14 protein-coding genes and 7 tRNA genes are annotated in these 14,396 nt (G+C 69.1%); 13 read left to right on the top strand and 8 right to left on the bottom strand.

Features of this window, described 5'->3' with window-relative positions; genetic code table 11:
* Positions 1–3: 3 nt before the first annotated feature.
* A complete protein-coding gene (locus G4X40_RS14705; protein WP_277833484.1) occupies positions 4–606 on the bottom strand; it encodes a GNAT family N-acetyltransferase in 603 nt (200 codons plus the stop codon).
* A gap of 166 nt (positions 607–772) precedes the next feature.
* On the opposite strand from G4X40_RS14705, the gene G4X40_RS14700 reads away from it, so the two are divergent.
* A complete protein-coding gene (locus G4X40_RS14700) occupies positions 773–1,978 on the top strand; it encodes a fatty acid desaturase family protein (RefSeq protein ID WP_277833482.1) in 1,206 nt (401 codons plus the stop codon).
* Positions 1,979–2,206: 228 nt separating this feature from the next.
* On the opposite strand, the gene G4X40_RS14695 is transcribed toward G4X40_RS14700, so the two are convergent.
* Complete coding sequence (locus G4X40_RS14695; RefSeq protein ID WP_277833480.1) at positions 2,207–2,578, bottom strand: limonene-1,2-epoxide hydrolase family protein; 372 nt, start codon at positions 2,576–2,578, stop codon at positions 2,207–2,209.
* Positions 2,579–2,761: 183 nt separating this feature from the next.
* On the opposite strand from G4X40_RS14695, the gene G4X40_RS14690 reads away from it, so the two are divergent.
* The 3 genes from G4X40_RS14690 (at position 2,762) to G4X40_RS14680 (ending at position 4,697) form a co-directional block, all read left to right on the top strand.
* On the top strand, positions 2,762–3,562 hold the full coding sequence (locus G4X40_RS14690; protein WP_277833479.1) for a nuclear transport factor 2 family protein: 801 nt from the start codon (positions 2,762–2,764) through the stop codon (positions 3,560–3,562).
* 292 nt (positions 3,563–3,854) lie between these two features.
* Positions 3,855–4,337 carry an alpha-isopropylmalate synthase regulatory domain-containing protein gene (locus G4X40_RS14685; protein ID WP_277833478.1) on the top strand — a complete coding sequence of 161 codons (483 nt, stop codon included), beginning with the start codon at positions 3,855–3,857 and terminating at the stop codon, positions 4,335–4,337.
* A gap of 87 nt (positions 4,338–4,424) precedes the next feature.
* Positions 4,425–4,697, top strand: a complete 273-nt coding sequence (locus G4X40_RS14680; RefSeq protein WP_277833477.1) for a DUF1876 domain-containing protein — start codon at positions 4,425–4,427, stop codon at positions 4,695–4,697.
* A gap of 123 nt (positions 4,698–4,820) precedes the next feature.
* Here G4X40_RS14680 and G4X40_RS14675 read toward each other — a convergent pair.
* The 6 genes from G4X40_RS14675 to G4X40_RS14650 all read right to left on the bottom strand — a co-directional run bounded on the left by G4X40_RS14675 (position 4,821) and on the right by G4X40_RS14650 (position 5,579).
* Positions 4,821–4,892: transfer RNA gene (locus tag G4X40_RS14675), tRNA-Val, on the bottom strand.
* An 11-nt stretch (positions 4,893–4,903) separates the two neighbouring features.
* Positions 4,904–4,974, bottom strand: a tRNA-Cys gene (locus tag G4X40_RS14670).
* A 25-nt stretch (positions 4,975–4,999) separates the two neighbouring features.
* Positions 5,000–5,072 (bottom strand) — tRNA-Gly (locus G4X40_RS14665).
* Between the two features lie 252 nt (positions 5,073–5,324).
* A tRNA-Val gene (locus G4X40_RS14660) sits at positions 5,325–5,399 on the bottom strand.
* Positions 5,400–5,410: 11 nt separating this feature from the next.
* Positions 5,411–5,481, bottom strand: a tRNA-Cys gene (locus tag G4X40_RS14655).
* A gap of 25 nt (positions 5,482–5,506) precedes the next feature.
* Positions 5,507–5,579 (bottom strand) — tRNA-Gly (locus G4X40_RS14650).
* Positions 5,580–5,859: 280 nt separating this feature from the next.
* Here G4X40_RS14650 and G4X40_RS14645 point away from each other — a divergent pair.
* The 9 genes from G4X40_RS14645 to pdxS all read left to right on the top strand — a co-directional run bounded on the left by G4X40_RS14645 (position 5,860) and on the right by pdxS (position 14,396).
* A tRNA-Val gene (locus tag G4X40_RS14645) sits at positions 5,860–5,931 on the top strand.
* Between the two features lie 147 nt (positions 5,932–6,078).
* Positions 6,079–6,819 (top strand): hypothetical protein, encoded by a 741-nt coding sequence (locus G4X40_RS14640; protein WP_277833475.1) that lies wholly within the window; start codon positions 6,079–6,081, stop codon positions 6,817–6,819.
* 101 nt (positions 6,820–6,920) lie between these two features.
* Positions 6,921–8,996 carry a threonine--tRNA ligase gene (thrS, locus tag G4X40_RS14635; protein ID WP_277833473.1) on the top strand — a complete coding sequence of 692 codons (2,076 nt, stop codon included), beginning with the start codon at positions 6,921–6,923 and terminating at the stop codon, positions 8,994–8,996.
* Positions 8,993–9,550, top strand: a complete 558-nt coding sequence (locus tag G4X40_RS14630; protein WP_277833472.1) for an HIT family protein — start codon at positions 8,993–8,995, stop codon at positions 9,548–9,550. Before thrS ends, G4X40_RS14630 begins: the two co-directional genes overlap by 4 nt.
* The gene (gene pgsA, locus G4X40_RS14625; RefSeq protein WP_277833470.1) at positions 9,544–10,227 is read left to right on the top strand and encodes a phosphatidylinositol phosphate synthase; all 684 of its coding nucleotides are present in this window, start codon (positions 9,544–9,546) and stop codon (positions 10,225–10,227) included. Before G4X40_RS14630 ends, pgsA begins: the two co-directional genes overlap by 7 nt.
* A complete protein-coding gene (locus G4X40_RS14620) occupies positions 10,224–11,129 on the top strand; it encodes a phosphatidylinositol mannoside acyltransferase (protein WP_277833468.1) in 906 nt (301 codons plus the stop codon). Before pgsA ends, G4X40_RS14620 begins: the two co-directional genes overlap by 4 nt.
* A 37-nt stretch (positions 11,130–11,166) precedes the next feature.
* Positions 11,167–12,294, top strand: coding sequence for a glycosyltransferase family 4 protein (locus G4X40_RS14615; protein ID WP_277833467.1), 1,128 nt, complete (start codon positions 11,167–11,169; stop codon positions 12,292–12,294).
* The gene (locus tag G4X40_RS14610) at positions 12,291–13,343 is read left to right on the top strand and encodes an NUDIX hydrolase (RefSeq protein ID WP_277833466.1); all 1,053 of its coding nucleotides are present in this window, start codon (positions 12,291–12,293) and stop codon (positions 13,341–13,343) included. Before G4X40_RS14615 ends, G4X40_RS14610 begins: the two co-directional genes overlap by 4 nt.
* Positions 13,344–13,487: 144 nt before the next feature.
* Positions 13,488–14,396 (top strand): pyridoxal 5'-phosphate synthase lyase subunit PdxS, encoded by a 909-nt coding sequence (gene pdxS, locus G4X40_RS14605; RefSeq protein ID WP_277833629.1) that lies wholly within the window; start codon positions 13,488–13,490, stop codon positions 14,394–14,396.

Genomic DNA, 14,396 nt, shown 5'->3' with positions numbered 1-14,396 from the left:
TGCTCACAGCGTGCGCTGCATGACGAAGTCGTCGTGCAGTTCGTCGCCCATCGGGAACTGCTTCGTGCAGACCACCTCGAACCCGCTGCGCCGATAGAAGCGCTGTGCTCGCTCGTTCTCCCGGTTGACGCCGAGCCACATGCCGCGGGCGCCGCGCGCGCCGGCGGTGTCGGCCGCCGCGGCCATCAGGGCGGTGGCGACACCGGTGCCGTGCCGGGCGGCATCGACGTAGAACTTGCTCAGCTCGACGGTCGGGGTGACGGTGACGGCCGCGCGGATCGCGGGGTCGGCGATCGGCCCGTCGACGAGCATCACGTAACCGGCGATGCGTCCGTCGACCGTGGCGCGCAGGACCATCCGTGCCGGGTCGGCCAGATACTCGCCGAAGCGCTGCGCGGACAGCATCGACGCGATGAACGCGGCGATGTTCGGTTGGGCGGCGCCGGGTGGGCAGGCCAGCGGGAACGTCGCGGCGGCGATGTGCGCCAACTCCTCGGCATCGGCGGCCGACGCGATCCCCACGACGACGTCAGCGCTGCCGTGCGCTCCGGCGGTTTCGCGGCGATTTGCGGCGGGTTTGTTGCTGTTCACAGAGTCGAAGGGCATGGGTTCCAGTAGACCACCATTGCAACCTACGGAACCGTAACCTACGATGGCGTAGCCGGGGTTCGCGACGAGACCGATCGTCAGCAGTCGCGCTGCCCCACGGTATTTCGAGAGCCAGATTCGCAAGGCTGGATTTCGGCCCTGACCAATTCTGAGGAGTCAGCCGGTGGCAATCACCGACATCAAGGAGTTCGCGCACCTCAGCGACGCCGACGTGGCGGAGCTGGGGCAAGAACTCGATGCGATCCGGCGGGACATCGAGGAGTCCCGCGGTGAGCGCGATGCGCGATACATCCGCAACACCATCCGTTTCCAGCGGACGCTCGAGATCGGCGGCCGAATTGTGCTGTTGGGCAGTCGAAAGCGCCCGCTGTGGCTGCTCGGCGCCGGCATGCTCGGCACGGCCAAGATCGTCGAGAACATGGAGATCGGCCACAATGTGATGCACGGTCAGTGGGACTGGATGAACGATCCGGAGATCCACTCGACCGGCTGGGAGTGGGACATCACCGGCCCGTCGGCCCACTGGAAGCAGACCCACAACTACATCCACCACAAGTACACGAACGTCGTCGGGATGGACGACGACGTGGGCTACGGTCTGCTGCGCGTCACGCGTGACCAGCGCTGGAAGCCGTTCAACTACGGCAACGTCGTCTACAACGGCCTGCTCTCCGCGCTGTTCCAGTGGGGCGTTGCGGCCCAGCACCTCGAGATCGGCAAGGTCGTCAAGGGGCGCAAGGACAAGGCGCTGTTCAAGCGGCAGGCCAAGGAGGTCGGCGCCAAGGTCGGACGCCAGGTGGCCAAGGACTACGTCATCTACCCGGCGCTGACCGGTAAGGCATGGAAGTCCACGCTGACCGCGAACATGACGGCGAACCTGATCCGCAATGTGTGGACCAACGCGGTGATCTTCTGCGGGCACTTCCCGGACGGCGCGGAGAAGTTCACCAAGGCCGACTACGACAACGAGTCGCACGACGAGTGGTACCTGCGTCAGATGCTCGGTTCGGCGAACATCTCGGGCGGCAAGGTGATGGACTTCATGACCGGCAACCTGAGCTACCAGATCGAGCACCACCTGTTCCCGGACCTGCCGAGCAACAGGCTGCGCGAGATCTCGGTGCGAGTGAAGGCGCTCTGCGCGCAGTACGACCTGCCCTACACGACCGGTTCGCTGCCCAAGCAGTACCTGCAGACGTGGCGGACGATCGCGAAGCTGTCGCTGCCGGACAAGTACCTGAAGGCGTCGGCCGACGCCGCTCCGGAGACGTCGTCCGAGCGTCGGTTCGCCGAGCGCCGCGAACTGGTCGTCGACGAGGCCTCGGGCCGTCGCCGCGGGCTGCGCAGCGCGCTGCGCAAGGCCGGCTGACCCGAGCGGGAACGCGAGCGCGATTGGGCGGCACCGGCTTTCGGCCGGTGCCGCCCAATCGCGTTCGTGGGGTGATCGCCCACCCCGGAGACGAGGACGCCCCCGTCGTCCACAGGGGGAGGGGGACGGCGGGGGCTGCGGCCGCGCCTCGGGGGGAATGGAGCATCGGCCGCTGCAGACCAGGGTAGCGGAGAAATTCCGCGAGGTCAGCGGTGACGTGCGGGCGGATCAGCCCGAAAACGCCGCGGTGACCGCGGCCATGTCGAAATAGTCCCGCCAGGCGGCGATCTTGCCGTCGCGCACCTCAAAGACCCCCATCACCTGGATCGGGGTGGACCTTCCGGCCCCGCGCAACACGTCGGTGCGCTCGTTCATCACCACTGCGCCGTTCGCGGCCTGCCGGTGGACCTGGAACTCGATCCCCTCGAACGACGCGAGGAAGCCGTCGAGGAACGTGCGGATGGCCGCCTTCCCCTCGAGCGGTTCCATCGGGATGTTGTGGTAGATCGCGTCCTCGGTGAAGTACTCGCTCAAGGTGGCCGCGTCGGCGTCGGTCCAGCGCGCACAGAATTCGGTGACGAGTTGTTCAGGGGTCTGCATGAGGCCTCTCCGTGTTGCAGTGATCGTTTTCCCACCGATCGTCGCGTAAAACTGCTCCGCCGCATAGGGTTGCCGGTGGATCGGTCGGGGCGGCGCCGATTCCCGCGGTCGCCGGTCCGGCAACTCCGCGACTCGACCGCTCGACGCGACAGTCCTCCGCCCGACCGAAAGGCGCACCACCCCATGGCATCACGGCCGACCGCCGAGCAGTTGTTGCAGACGGTGGCGGCCTCGCCCGCCGCGGTGGCCGTGCACGACCGGTCCGCCTGGCTGGACCTGATGGCGCGCAACGCGATCGTCAACGATCCGGTCGGTTCGACGCCGCATCGGGGCCGCGAGGCGATCGGACGGTTCTACGACACGTTCATCGGACCGAACACGATCGTCTTCGACGTCGCGCACGACGTGGTGTGCGGTTCGACGGTGTTCCGCGACGTGACGATCGCGACCACGATGTCGACCGGCGTGACGTTGCACGTGCCGATGCACCTGCGCTACGACATGGTCGAGGAGCACGGCTCGCTCAAGATCGGGCTGCTCGCCGCGTACTGGGAGTTGCCGACGATGCTCGCGCAACTCGCGCGGGCCGGCATGCCGGGTCTGTCGGCGTCGCTCAAGCTCACGCCGCAGTTGCTGTCCAACCAGGGGGTCGGTGGCACGCTCGGGTTCCTGCGGGGCCTGCGCCGGGCCGGGGCCGCGGGTAAGCGGACCGCGGAGGGGCTTTCGGCGGCGCTGGGGCGCGGCGATGCGGACGGGGTCGCCTCGGCGCTCTCCGGCCGCGCGCGACTTGAGCTTCCATCCGGCACCACGGTGCCGGTCGCCGAATTCGTCGCGCGGGGAGGGGAATTCGAATGGAGCAAATTCCTCTCAGCAGGCAACTCGGTGACCGCGTCGGTGCGGGCGGGGGAGCGGTCCGGGGTCGCGTTGCTGGAGTTCACCGCGCGCCGCATCGACCGGGTGGCGCTGTATTTGGCCGAGGACTGACCCGGCCTCGGGTGCCGGTGCCGCAGGGACGATGTGGAGTGGGGCGACATTCCACCCCTGGTAGGGGTACCGCTCGCGCCGAATCGGGCGCACCCTCGAATGAGGGCTACGAGAGCGAGCGGTGTGGCGACCCCAGACATTGCTTCCGTAGAGACGGGCGGCTAACATTGCCGCCCATGAAGCGTCTTCTCGTAGTTCACCGCCGTAGCGGGGTCTGATTCGGACCGGCCCCTCGCTGCGGGTCGTTGAGCTATGGGTCGGTCCTCCCCTCTCGTCAGGAAGACCACCGAAGATGAACGCCATCACTCACTCGTCTGACCAGTCGCCGCAGACCCGTCGTGATCCCTTCTCCGCGCGCTACGGCAAGCCGCTGCCGCGTTCACTGCGCGAGGAGGCGGCGAGCATGGACTGGCAGACCTTCGCCTCCACCTATTCCCGCAGCTCCGGGCCGGTCCGGCTGGGCTCCTGGAGCACCGCAGCCGGCGAGGCGTCGGGGCTTCGCCGGTACAACGCGACCCTCGGGATGGACGGATCCATCCGCACCGTCGCGGCAACGGCACCCGGCGCCATCTCGGCGATGACCGCGATGCTCTCCGATGCCGGTTTCGGCCTGGAGATCCTCCAGTTCCACCAGCAGCAGACCAGTGACGGCACGGCGACCTTCGTCGAGTGTGAGCACGAGGGCCGCCGGCGGTGGGCGATGGGTCTGGCCGGCAGCGGTGAGGAGTCCTCGCTGCGCGCGCTCGTCGCCGGTGCCAACCGACTGCAGGGCTGAGCTCGGCCGCTCCGGCTGGACCCCTTGTGATGCGCCGTCGCGCGGAGTCCAATCAAGGAGGGATTCGAGAGAACCTGGAGGCTCGCGATGGCCAACCCCAAGAAGTGGACGGTCACGATCGAGATCAACGAACTCGACCGCAGGACGCACGCACAGGCCACGCTGGACCGGGCGTCGATGGTGACATCGATCGCCGGCGAGGGCGTGGCGCGGCGCAACCCCGATGATTCGGAAGTGCCGCAGATCGGTGACGAACTGGCGGCAGCGCGGGCACTGTCCGACCTCGCGCACAGGCTGATCATGGCCACCGTAGAGGACATCGAGGCGAGCACACACGTGCCCGCGCATCTGGAGGTGTGAACCTGGCGACGCACATGAACCCCGAGGTACGAACGGGAAATCGACTGGCTCGGCAGAAAGAAGGCAGAGGCACGAGAAAGCAGTGAGGGCACCCGGTTCGGGTGCCCTCACTGCCTTGTCCGGTGCGCGATACTGGGATTGAACCAGTGACCTCTTCCGTGTCAGGGAAGCGCTCTCCCGCTGAGCTAATCGCGCTCGTTCTGCAGAGGTGGAGACGGGAATCGAACCCGTGTGCACGGCTTTGCAGGCCGTTGCCTCACCACTCGGCCACTCCACCGCAAGGGTCTTGTCCAACCCTGTCGAGCGGATGACGGGATTCGAACCCGCGACCCTCACCTTGGCAAGGTGATGCGCTACCAGCTGCGCTACATCCGCATTTGCTCACGAGGCGTTGCCGCTCTGTGACGCGAGGGAAACCATAGCCTACGGCAGGCCCGGAGAACAATTCGTCCTGCTGACCTGCGACGATGGGGGCGGCCTGCAGGTCTGCGGGACGCGCGGGCCGTGCGGGGCGAGGGAGGCGGGTGGTGGACGCGCCGGCGGGCCGCCGCGAGGGGCGCGCGAGACGTCGCAGGGGATCCGAACACGAAAAAGCCGGACACCCGAGGATGTCCGGCTTTCGAAAACTGGTGCGCGATACTGGGATTGAACCAGTGACCTCTTCCGTGTCAGGGAAGCGCTCTCCCGCTGAGCTAATCGCGCTCGTTCTGCAGAGGTGGAGACGGGAATCGAACCCGTGTGCACGGCTTTGCAGGCCGTTGCCTCACCACTCGGCCACTCCACCGCAAGGGCCTTGTCCAACCCTGTCGAGCGGATGACGGGATTCGAACCCGCGACCCTCACCTTGGCAAGGTGATGCGCTACCAGCTGCGCTACATCCGCATTTGCTCACGAGGCGTTGCCGCTCCGTGCTGCGAGAGGAACATTAGCGGAACCGGCGGTGAGCCGCCAAATCGGCTGTTCACGGCGGGAAACCGAGACCAACGCGGCGCCGGACAGACCCGCGTGGGGAGTGTGGGTCGCCGCCACCGTGGAGTGGGGCCGGCTTTCCGCGGTGCGGGTCGTGAGCTGGGGCTTTCGGCCGGGTTTTTGGTCCGGCGTGCGGGCGTGCTACGTTTTTCGTCGTTCGGCCGCGAGCGTCAGATGCGCGGCGGACATGCACGGTCCCGTGGCTCAGTGGAAGAGCGTCCCGTTCACACCGGGGAGGTCGCTGGTTCGATCCCAGCCGGGACCACCGAATTCGCTTCGTGGCGTCGATCGCGCGAGTGGATCCCAGGCCCTTCGGCAGTCGTCGAAGGGCCTTTTTTCGTGCGCTCGGCCGGCCCACGTCACCCGGCCCGACCGGTCACCGCGCGTGCGTCGCGCGTGACAGGCTGTGCCGGTGACGGTCGAACCGCTCTATGCGCACACCGCCGGGCGGGTCCCCGGTCTCGCCGCGTCCTTCACCCCGACCGGCCGTCGCAGCGCCGGATCGGTGCTCACCGATCGGCAGTGGCTGGCTGCGCGGGTCGCCGACACGTCCCGGCGGTGGGCCGGCGCGGAAGGCAGGGTGAGCGGGACGCTGTGGTGGTACTCGGCGAGCTCGACGCTCCTCGGGGCGTCGCTCGGGGTCCGGTTGGCCTGCGGTGTGTGGCTTGACCCCGATCCGGCGCGCACCGCGGTGTACGTGGACGATCACGGCATGCTGCTGGCGGCCCGCCCGGAGCGAACGCTGCCGGGCCGAACGCCGGGGGAGTCCGATCACGACGTGGCGCGTGCCGGCGGCGCGTGGCACGGGGCACTGGCCTCGATCATCGAATCCCTGGCTCGGGTGAGCGGTGCGCGAGAGCCGGCGCTGTGGGCGGTCGCATCGGACTCTCTGGCCAACCGGGGGCTGGAGGCAGGCCGGGCACTCGGCGACCAACGGCGGGGGCGTGATGTGGCGCTCGCGTTGGCGGAGGGCATCGGTGTACCGCTGCCGACCCCGCGGTTCGTCGACGTCGGCGGGGCGGACCGGTCGCGCCTGATCTGCCGCCGCAACTCGTGTTGTCTCATCGATCAGACAGGGCTCGCCGACCGCTGTGCGAGTTGTCCACGGCGCCACCCGGACGAGCGCGCCCGGATACTCGGACGACCACGCTGAGGTCGCCGGGCGGCGCCGCGAGAGGCGGCGGATACGATCAGAACCGACCGGTAGCTGCCAGGTATGTAGCGCCGTGCCCGTAGACGAAGGAGATTTCAGCTGTGTCAGCCGGATCCGATGCCGCCAGTGCCCTCGAGCCCGCCGTTCGCGTGACGGTGCCGGCCGGCACCACAGCGGGCGCTGCGGTGCGCGAGGCAGGCCTGCCAGGAAAGGGCGCCGACGCGATCGTCGTCGTCCGCGACGCGGAAGGCCTCAAGGACCTGTCCTGGACTCCGGAGACCGACACCGAGGTCGAGGCGGTCGCGGCGAACACCGAGGACGGCCGCAGCGTCATCCGGCACTCCTGTGCGCACGTGCTCGCGCAGGCGGTCCAGCAGGAGTTCCCCGAGGCGAAGCTGGGCATCGGCCCGCCGATCGAGAACGGCTTCTACTACGACTTCCAGGTCGCGGAGCCGTTCACGCCCGAGGACCTCGCCCGCCTCGAGAAGCGGATGAAGAAGATCGTCAAGGACGCGCAGCGCTTCTCCCGCCGCGTCGTCGAGGACCTGGACGACGCCCGCGAGGAGCTGAAGGACGAGCCGTTCAAGCTCGAACTCATCAGTGACAAAGGCGACAAGTCGCTTTCTGACGATCCGGAGGTCATGGAGGTCGGCGGCAAGGAGCTGACCATCTACGACAACCTCAACCCGCGCACCGGCGAGGTGATCTGGAAGGACCTGTGCCGCGGCCCGCACATCCCGACCACCAAGTTCATCCCGGCGTTCAAGATCACCCGGAGTTCCGCCGCGTACTGGCGCGGCGACCAGAACAACGCCGACCTGCAGCGCATCTACGGCACCGCGTGGGAGTCGGCGGAGGCGCTCGAGCAGCACCTCGAGCTGCTCGCCGAGGCCGAGCGGCGCGACCACCGCAAGCTGGGAGCGGAGCTCGACCTGTTCTCGTTCCCCGACGAGCTCGGTTCCGGACTGCCGGTGTTCCACCCCCGGGGTGGCATCATCCGCCAGGAGATGGAGAACTACTCGCGGCAGCGGCACGTCGAGGCCGGGTACGACTTCGTCAACACCCCGCACATCACCAAGGGGCACCTGTACGAAGTGTCCGGTCACCTCGACTGGTACCGCGACGGCATGTTCCCGGCGATGCACATCGACGAGGAACTCAACGAGGACGGCACCGTGCGCAAGCCGGGCCAGGACTACTACCTCAAGCCGATGAACTGCCCGATGCACGACCTGATCTTCCGTTCGCGCGGCCGGTCGTACCGCGAGTTGCCGCTGCGGATGTTCGAGTTCGGGTCCGTCTACCGCTACGAGAAGTCCGGCGTCGTGCACGGCCTCACCCGCGTGCGCGGCATGACGCAGGACGACGCGCACATCTTCTGCACCCCCGAGCAGATGCGCGACGAGCTGGCCAGCGTGCTGCGGTTCATCCTGGACGTGCTCAGGGACTACGGCCTCGACGACTACTACCTCGAGTTGTCGACGAAGAACCCCGACAAGTTCGTCGGCAGCGACGAACTGTGGGAGACCGCCACCGAGACGCTGCGCGAGGTCGGCGTGGAGTCGGGGCTGAACCTGGTCCCGGATCCGGGCGGGGCCGCGTTCTACGGCCCGAAGATCTCGGTGCAGGTCAAGGACGCGCTCGGCCGCAACTGGCAGATGTCGACCATTCAGCTGGACTTCAACCTGCCGGAGCTGTTCGAGCTGGAGTACACAGGCACCGACGGCGCCAAGCACCGGCCGGTGATGATCCACCGTGCGCTGTTCGGGTCGATCGAACGGTTCTTCGGCGTGCTCACCGAGCACTATGCGGGCGCGTTCCCGGCCTGGCTGGCACCCGTGCAGGTGGTGGGCATCCCGGTCGCGGAGGCGTTCGAGGAGCATCTGTTCGACGTCGTGCGCCGGCTCAAGGTGCAGGGCATCCGCGCCGAGGTCGACGTCAGCGACGACCGGATGCAGAAGAAGATCCGCACCCACACCACCCAGAAGGTGCCGTTCATGCTGCTGGCCGGCGAACGCGACGTCGAGGCCGGTGCGGTGAGCTTCCGCTTCCGGGACGGCACCCAGATCAACGGCGTGCCGGTGGCGGACGCCGTCGCGCAGATCGCCGCCTGGGTCTCCCGGCGCGAGAACGCCTCGCCGACAGCCGAACTCGTCCAGGTGGGGAACGCCGGGTGAACGGGGACGGACTGAACTCGATCGTCGACACCGGCGCGGGCGACGACGATCGGCTCGACCGGCTGTGGACGCCGCACCGGATGTCGTACATCGCCGAGCACCCGACCAAGACCGGCGTCTCGCCGACCGGGTGCCCGCTGTGCGACATCCCGGCGATGGACGACGAGGACGGGCTGGTCATCGCGCGGGGCGAACAGGTGTACGCGGTGCTGAACCTGTACCCGTACAATCCGGGTCACCTGATGGTGGTGCCCTACCGGCACGTGGCGGGCCTCGAGGACCTCACCCACGCCGAGAGCAGCGAGTTGATGAGCTTCACCCAGCAGGCGCTGCGGGTGATCCGCTCGGTGTCGCGGCCGCACGGGTTCAATGTCGGCCTGAACCTGGGAGAGTCCGCGGGCGGGTCGCTCGCGGCGCACCTGCACCAGCACCTGGTGCCGCGCTGGGGCGGTGACGCCAACTACATCACCGTCGTCGGCGGCACGAAGGTGCTGCCGCAACTGCTGCGCGACACCCGGGGGCTGCTCGCCGAGGCCTGGTCGGCGCAATGCTGAGCGTGTTCGGGCGGGCCTCGGTGTCCAAGGTGACCCTGCCGATGGGGCGCGCGTTGGTGCGCACCGGGCTCACCCCGGACGCGATGACGCTGATCGGCACGGTCGCGAGCATCGCCGCCGCGGTCACGCTGTTCCCCAGCGACCATCTGTTCTGGGGGACGATGGTCATCTGGCTGTTCGTCATGTTCGACATGCTCGACGGCGCGATGGCGCGGGCCCGCGGCGGAGGCACGCGTTTCGGTGCGGTGCTCGACGCGACCTGCGACCGGGTCGCCGACGGCGCGATCTTCGCCGGGCTGGCGTGGTGGGCGATGTACCACGCACACAGCAAGCCGCTGGTCGTCGCCACGCTGATCTGCCTGGTCACCTCGCAGGTGATCTCGTATGCGAAGGCTCGCGCCGAGGCGAGCGGGCTGTCTGCCGACGGCGGCCTGATCGAACGCCCGGACCGGTTGATCATCGTGCTCGTCGGCGCCGGGTTCACCGGTATCGCCGGACACTTCGACATCGGCTGGCTGATGTGGGCTGTGCACGTCGCGATGTGGATCCTCGCGGTCGCGAGCGTCATCACCGTCTTCCAGCGGGTGTGGTCGGTCTACACCTCGGCGGGCGCGCGGGAGCTGATCCCGCTGGCGAACCCGGCCCCCGAGACCCCGAAGGGTGGCGACCGGGCGTGAGTCTCGCAGGACGGCTGGCGGACGCCGGCTACGGTGCGGGCTGGCAGTTGGTGCGCCTGCTGCCCGAGTCTGTGGCGACGCGGCTGTTCGACGTCGGCGCCGATCTGGCCGCGTCCCGCGGCATGGGTACCGATCAGTTGCGCCGCAACTATTCGCGGGTGCTGGGGGTGCCTCCCGAGGCGGTGCCCGAGGAGCTGGTGCGGGAGGGTCTGCGTTCGTACGCGCGGTACTGGCGTGAGGCGTTCCGGCTGCCGTCGATGGACGTCACCGAGGTCAAGCGCAAGATCGATCCGCTGGTCGCCGGCACCGAGTACCTGGATGCGGCGATGGCGGCCGGGCACGGCGCGGTCCTCGCGCTGCCGCACAGCGGCAACTGGGACATGGCCGGGACCTGGCTGGTGCAGACGTGGGGGAAGTTCGCCACGGTCGCCGAGCGGCTCGAGCCGGAGTCGCTGTTCGAGCGCTTCGTCGAGTACCGCGAGTCGCTGGGGTTCGAGGTGTTCCCGCTCAGCGGCGGCGAGACCCCGCCGTTCCCGGCACTCGCCGAACGCCTGCGCGCCGGGGGGATCGTGTGTCTGCTCGGCGAGCGGGACCTGACCGCCAAGGGGGTGCCGGTGCAGTTCTTCGGCGAGCAGACGTCGATGCCGGCCGGGCCGGCCAAGCTGGCCCGCGACACCGGAGCCGCGCTGCTGCCGGTGCACTGCTGGTTCACCGACGGCGGATGGGGGTTCTCCATCGACGCGCCGATCGACATGGCCGCCGGCGTGGAGTCCGCGACCCAGGCGCTGGCGGACCGCTACGCGGCCAACATCGCTGCCCATCCGGCGGACTGGCACATGCTGCAGCCACTGTGGTGGCAGGACCTGTCCGAGTCACGCCGTGCGCGGCTGTCCGGGGCATGAGCCGGACGCGATCGGTTCGAGTGAGGATCGAGTTCCCATGAAGATCGGCATGGTCTGCCCGTATTCGTTCGATGTGCCCGGCGGGGTGCAGGCGCACGTCGCCGAACTGGCGCAGGTGTTCATCGCCCGCGGCCACGAGGTGAGCGTGCTGGCGCCGGCGTCCGACGACGTCGAGCTGCCGGACTTCGTCGTCTCGGCCGGCCGCGCGGTCGCCATCCCCTACAACGGATCGGTCGCGCGCCTGCGGTTCGGCCCGGTGACCTACGCGCGCATACGGCGCTGGATCACCGAGAACACCTTCGACGTGCTGCACATCCACGAGCCCAACGCGCCGAGTCTGTCGATGCTGGCGCTGAAGATCGCGGAGGGGCCGATCGTCGCCACCTTCCACACGTCGACGACGAAGTCGTTGGTGCTCAGCACCTTTCAGGGCGTGCTACGCCCGTATCACGAGAAGATCAGCGGCCGGATCGCGGTGTCGGAGCTGGCCCGGCGCTGGCAGGTCGAGGCTCTCGGGTCCGACGCAGTGGAGATTCCCAACGGCGTCGACGTGCCGGCCTTCGCTCATGCGCCGTTGCTGCCGGACTATCCACGCGCCGGCAAGACCGTGCTGTTCCTCGGTCGCTACGACGAGCCCCGCAAGGGTATGGCCGTGCTGCTCGAGGCGCTGCCGTACCTGGTGCAGCGACACCCGGGCCTGCAGCTGCTGATCGTCGGCCGCGGCGACGAGGCCGCGCTGCGGCGCGAGGCGGGACCGCTCGCCGGTCATCTGCGTTTCCTGGGTCAGGTCACCGACGCGGAGAAGGCCTCGGCGTTGCGCAGTGCCGACGTGTACTGCGCGCCGAACCTGGGCGGGGAGAGCTTCGGGATCGTGCTGGTCGAGGCGATGGCCGCGGGCACGCCGGTCGTCGCGAGCGGTCTCGACGCGTTCCGCCGGGTGCTGTCCGACGGTGCCGCCGGACTGCTCACCCAAGTCGGCGACTCCGCCGCGCTGGGACGCGAGATCGACCGGGTGCTGGCGGAACCGGACCTGCGCGAGAAGCTGGTCGCGCAGGCCACCGCCGCGGTCGCCAAGTACGACTGGCCGGTGGTCGCCGACCAGATCCTGCGGGTGTACGAGACCGTCACCGTCGGCGGTCGCCAGGTGCTGGCGGTCCGCTCATGACCATCTCCGCCCTGACCATCCTGGTCGTCGCACTGGTCGTCGCCGCGGTGGTCGTGCTGGCGCTGTGGGCGTACGGGACCGCGAACCGGCTGGACCGGCTGCACGTGCGCTCGGACCTGGCCTGGCAGGCGCTCGACGCCGCACTCGGCCGGCGGGCCGTGGTGGTCCGGGCCATCGCCGCCGATTCGGAGCCCGGGCTGCGCAGGCGGCTCGTGACCCTGGCCGACCGTGCCGAACGCGCCGACCGCGCGCACCGTGAGTCCGCCGAGAACGACGTGTCGCGGGCGCTGACCGCGGTCGACGGCGACCTGCTGCGTCCTCAGTTGGTCGCCGAACTGGCCGATGCGGAGGCGCGGGTGCTGATCGCGCGGCGCTTCCACAACGACGCCGTGCGGGACACGCTGGCGCTGCGGACGCGCCGGCTCGTCGGCTGGCTGCACCTGGGCGGCACCGCGCCGCTGCCGACCTACTTCGAGATCGCCGAGCGGACGGTGCCCCCGGTCACCACCCCGGGCGCCACGCAGGCCACGTCGCAGACGCCGGTCGCGCCGCACGCCGTCAAGCGGCTCTCGGCCCGGCTGATGCTCATCGACCCCGAGGGGCGGGTGCTGCTGCTGCGCGGCGCCGACCGGGCGACGCCGACGAACCCGTTCTGGTTCACCGTCGGCGGCGGCGTCGAACCGGGCGAGAGCCTGCGGGAGACGGCGGTGCGCGAGCTGGCCGAGGAGACCGGCAAGGTGGTGGCCGCGGAGGAGTTGCGCGGGCCGGTGTGGCGGCGCACCGCCACCTTCACCTGGAACGGCGAACTCCTCGACTCGGAGGAGATGTTCTTCACACTGGCCACCGACGGCTTCGACCCGCACCCGGCCGGGCTGACCGACCTCGAACGTGATGTGCTCAGCGGCCATCGCTGGTGCACCGCAGAGGACATCGCGCAGCTCGACGCCGCGGGGGAAACCGTCTATCCGCGGGAGCTGGGCACGCGGCTCGACGAGGTCCGCGTCGCCGCCACCGGCGACGCCGAGATCGTGCTGCGCCCGGTCAGCTGAGCGCCGCCCGGACCGATTCCGCCCGCGCCCCGGCCGCGTCATAGGATTGAGCCGAGCGAGCCTGCGCGGTGGTCCGCGCGGCGTCGTGCATGTTTTCGTGTCCCTTTTCTCGCAACCTTCCAGGAGTGTCCCGTGAGTACCGACCTGAACAAGCCGAACACCGGGTCCGAGCAGGCGACCGGTACCGCGCGGGTCAAGCGCGGGATGGCCGAGATGCTCAAGGGCGGTGTGATCATGGACGTGGTCAACGCCGAGCAGGCCAAGATCGCCGAGGATGCCGGCGCGGTCGCCGTGATGGCGCTCGAGCGGGTGCCCGCCGACATCCGTGCCCAGGGCGGCGTCTCGCGGATGTCCGATCCGGACATGATCGACGGCATCATCTCCACGGTCTCCATCCCGGTGATGGCCAAGGCGCGTATCGGCCACTTCGTCGAGGCGCAGATCCTGCAGTCGCTCGGCGTCGACTACATCGACGAGTCCGAGGTCCTCACCCCGGCCGACTACGCCAACCACATCGACAAGTGGCAGTTCACCGTCCCGTTCGTGTGCGGGGCGACCAACCTCGGCGAGGCGCTGCGCCGCATCACCGAGGGCGCCGCGATGATCCGTTCGAAGGGTGAGGCCGGCACCGGCGACGTCTCGAACGCGACCACCCACATGCGCCAGATCGGCGGCGAGATCCGCCGCCTGACCTCGCTGAGCCCCGACGAGCTGTACGTCGCCGCGAAGGAGCTGCAGGCCCCGTACGACCTGGTCGTCGAGGTCGCCAAGGCCGGCAAGCTGCCCGTGACGATGTTCACCGCCGGCGGCATCGCCACCCCGGCGGACGCCGCGATGATGATGCAGCTCGGCGCCGAGGGCGTGTTCGTCGGCTCGGGTATCTTCAAGTCCGGCAACCCGGCCCAGCGGGCCGCCGCGATCGTCAAGGCCACCACCTTCTACGACGACCCGGACGTGCTCGCGAAGGTCTCCCGTGGTCTCGGCGAGGCCATGGTGGGCATCAACGTCGACGACATCCCGCAGCCGCACCGCCTCGCCGAACGCGGCTGGTGA

The sequence above is a fragment of the Speluncibacter jeojiensis genome (assembly GCF_029589495.1).
GTDB lineage: Bacteria > Actinomycetota > Actinomycetes > Mycobacteriales > Mycobacteriaceae > Speluncibacter > Speluncibacter jeojiensis.
This window is presented reverse-complemented; position numbering and strand designations above follow the sequence as displayed.

Bases quoted from the DNA above. Each gene is read 5' to 3' on its own strand.
- G4X40_RS14705 (WP_277833484.1), bottom strand. From the start codon at position 606: ATGCCCTTCGACTCTGTGAACAGCAACAAACCCGCCGCAAATCGCCGC.
- G4X40_RS14690 (WP_277833479.1), top strand. From the start codon at position 2,762: ATGGCATCACGGCCGACCGCCGAGCAGTTGTTGCAGACGGTGGCGGCC.
- G4X40_RS14680 (WP_277833477.1), top strand. From the start codon at position 4,425: ATGGCCAACCCCAAGAAGTGGACGGTCACGATCGAGATCAACGAACTC.
- G4X40_RS14685 (WP_277833478.1), top strand. From the start codon at position 3,855: ATGAACGCCATCACTCACTCGTCTGACCAGTCGCCGCAGACCCGTCGT.
- G4X40_RS14610 (WP_277833466.1), top strand. From the start codon at position 12,291: ATGACCATCTCCGCCCTGACCATCCTGGTCGTCGCACTGGTCGTCGCC.
- G4X40_RS14695 (WP_277833480.1), bottom strand. From the start codon at position 2,578: ATGCAGACCCCTGAACAACTCGTCACCGAATTCTGTGCGCGCTGGACC.
- G4X40_RS14615 (WP_277833467.1), top strand. From the start codon at position 11,167: ATGAAGATCGGCATGGTCTGCCCGTATTCGTTCGATGTGCCCGGCGGG.
- pgsA (WP_277833470.1), top strand. From the start codon at position 9,544: ATGCTGAGCGTGTTCGGGCGGGCCTCGGTGTCCAAGGTGACCCTGCCG.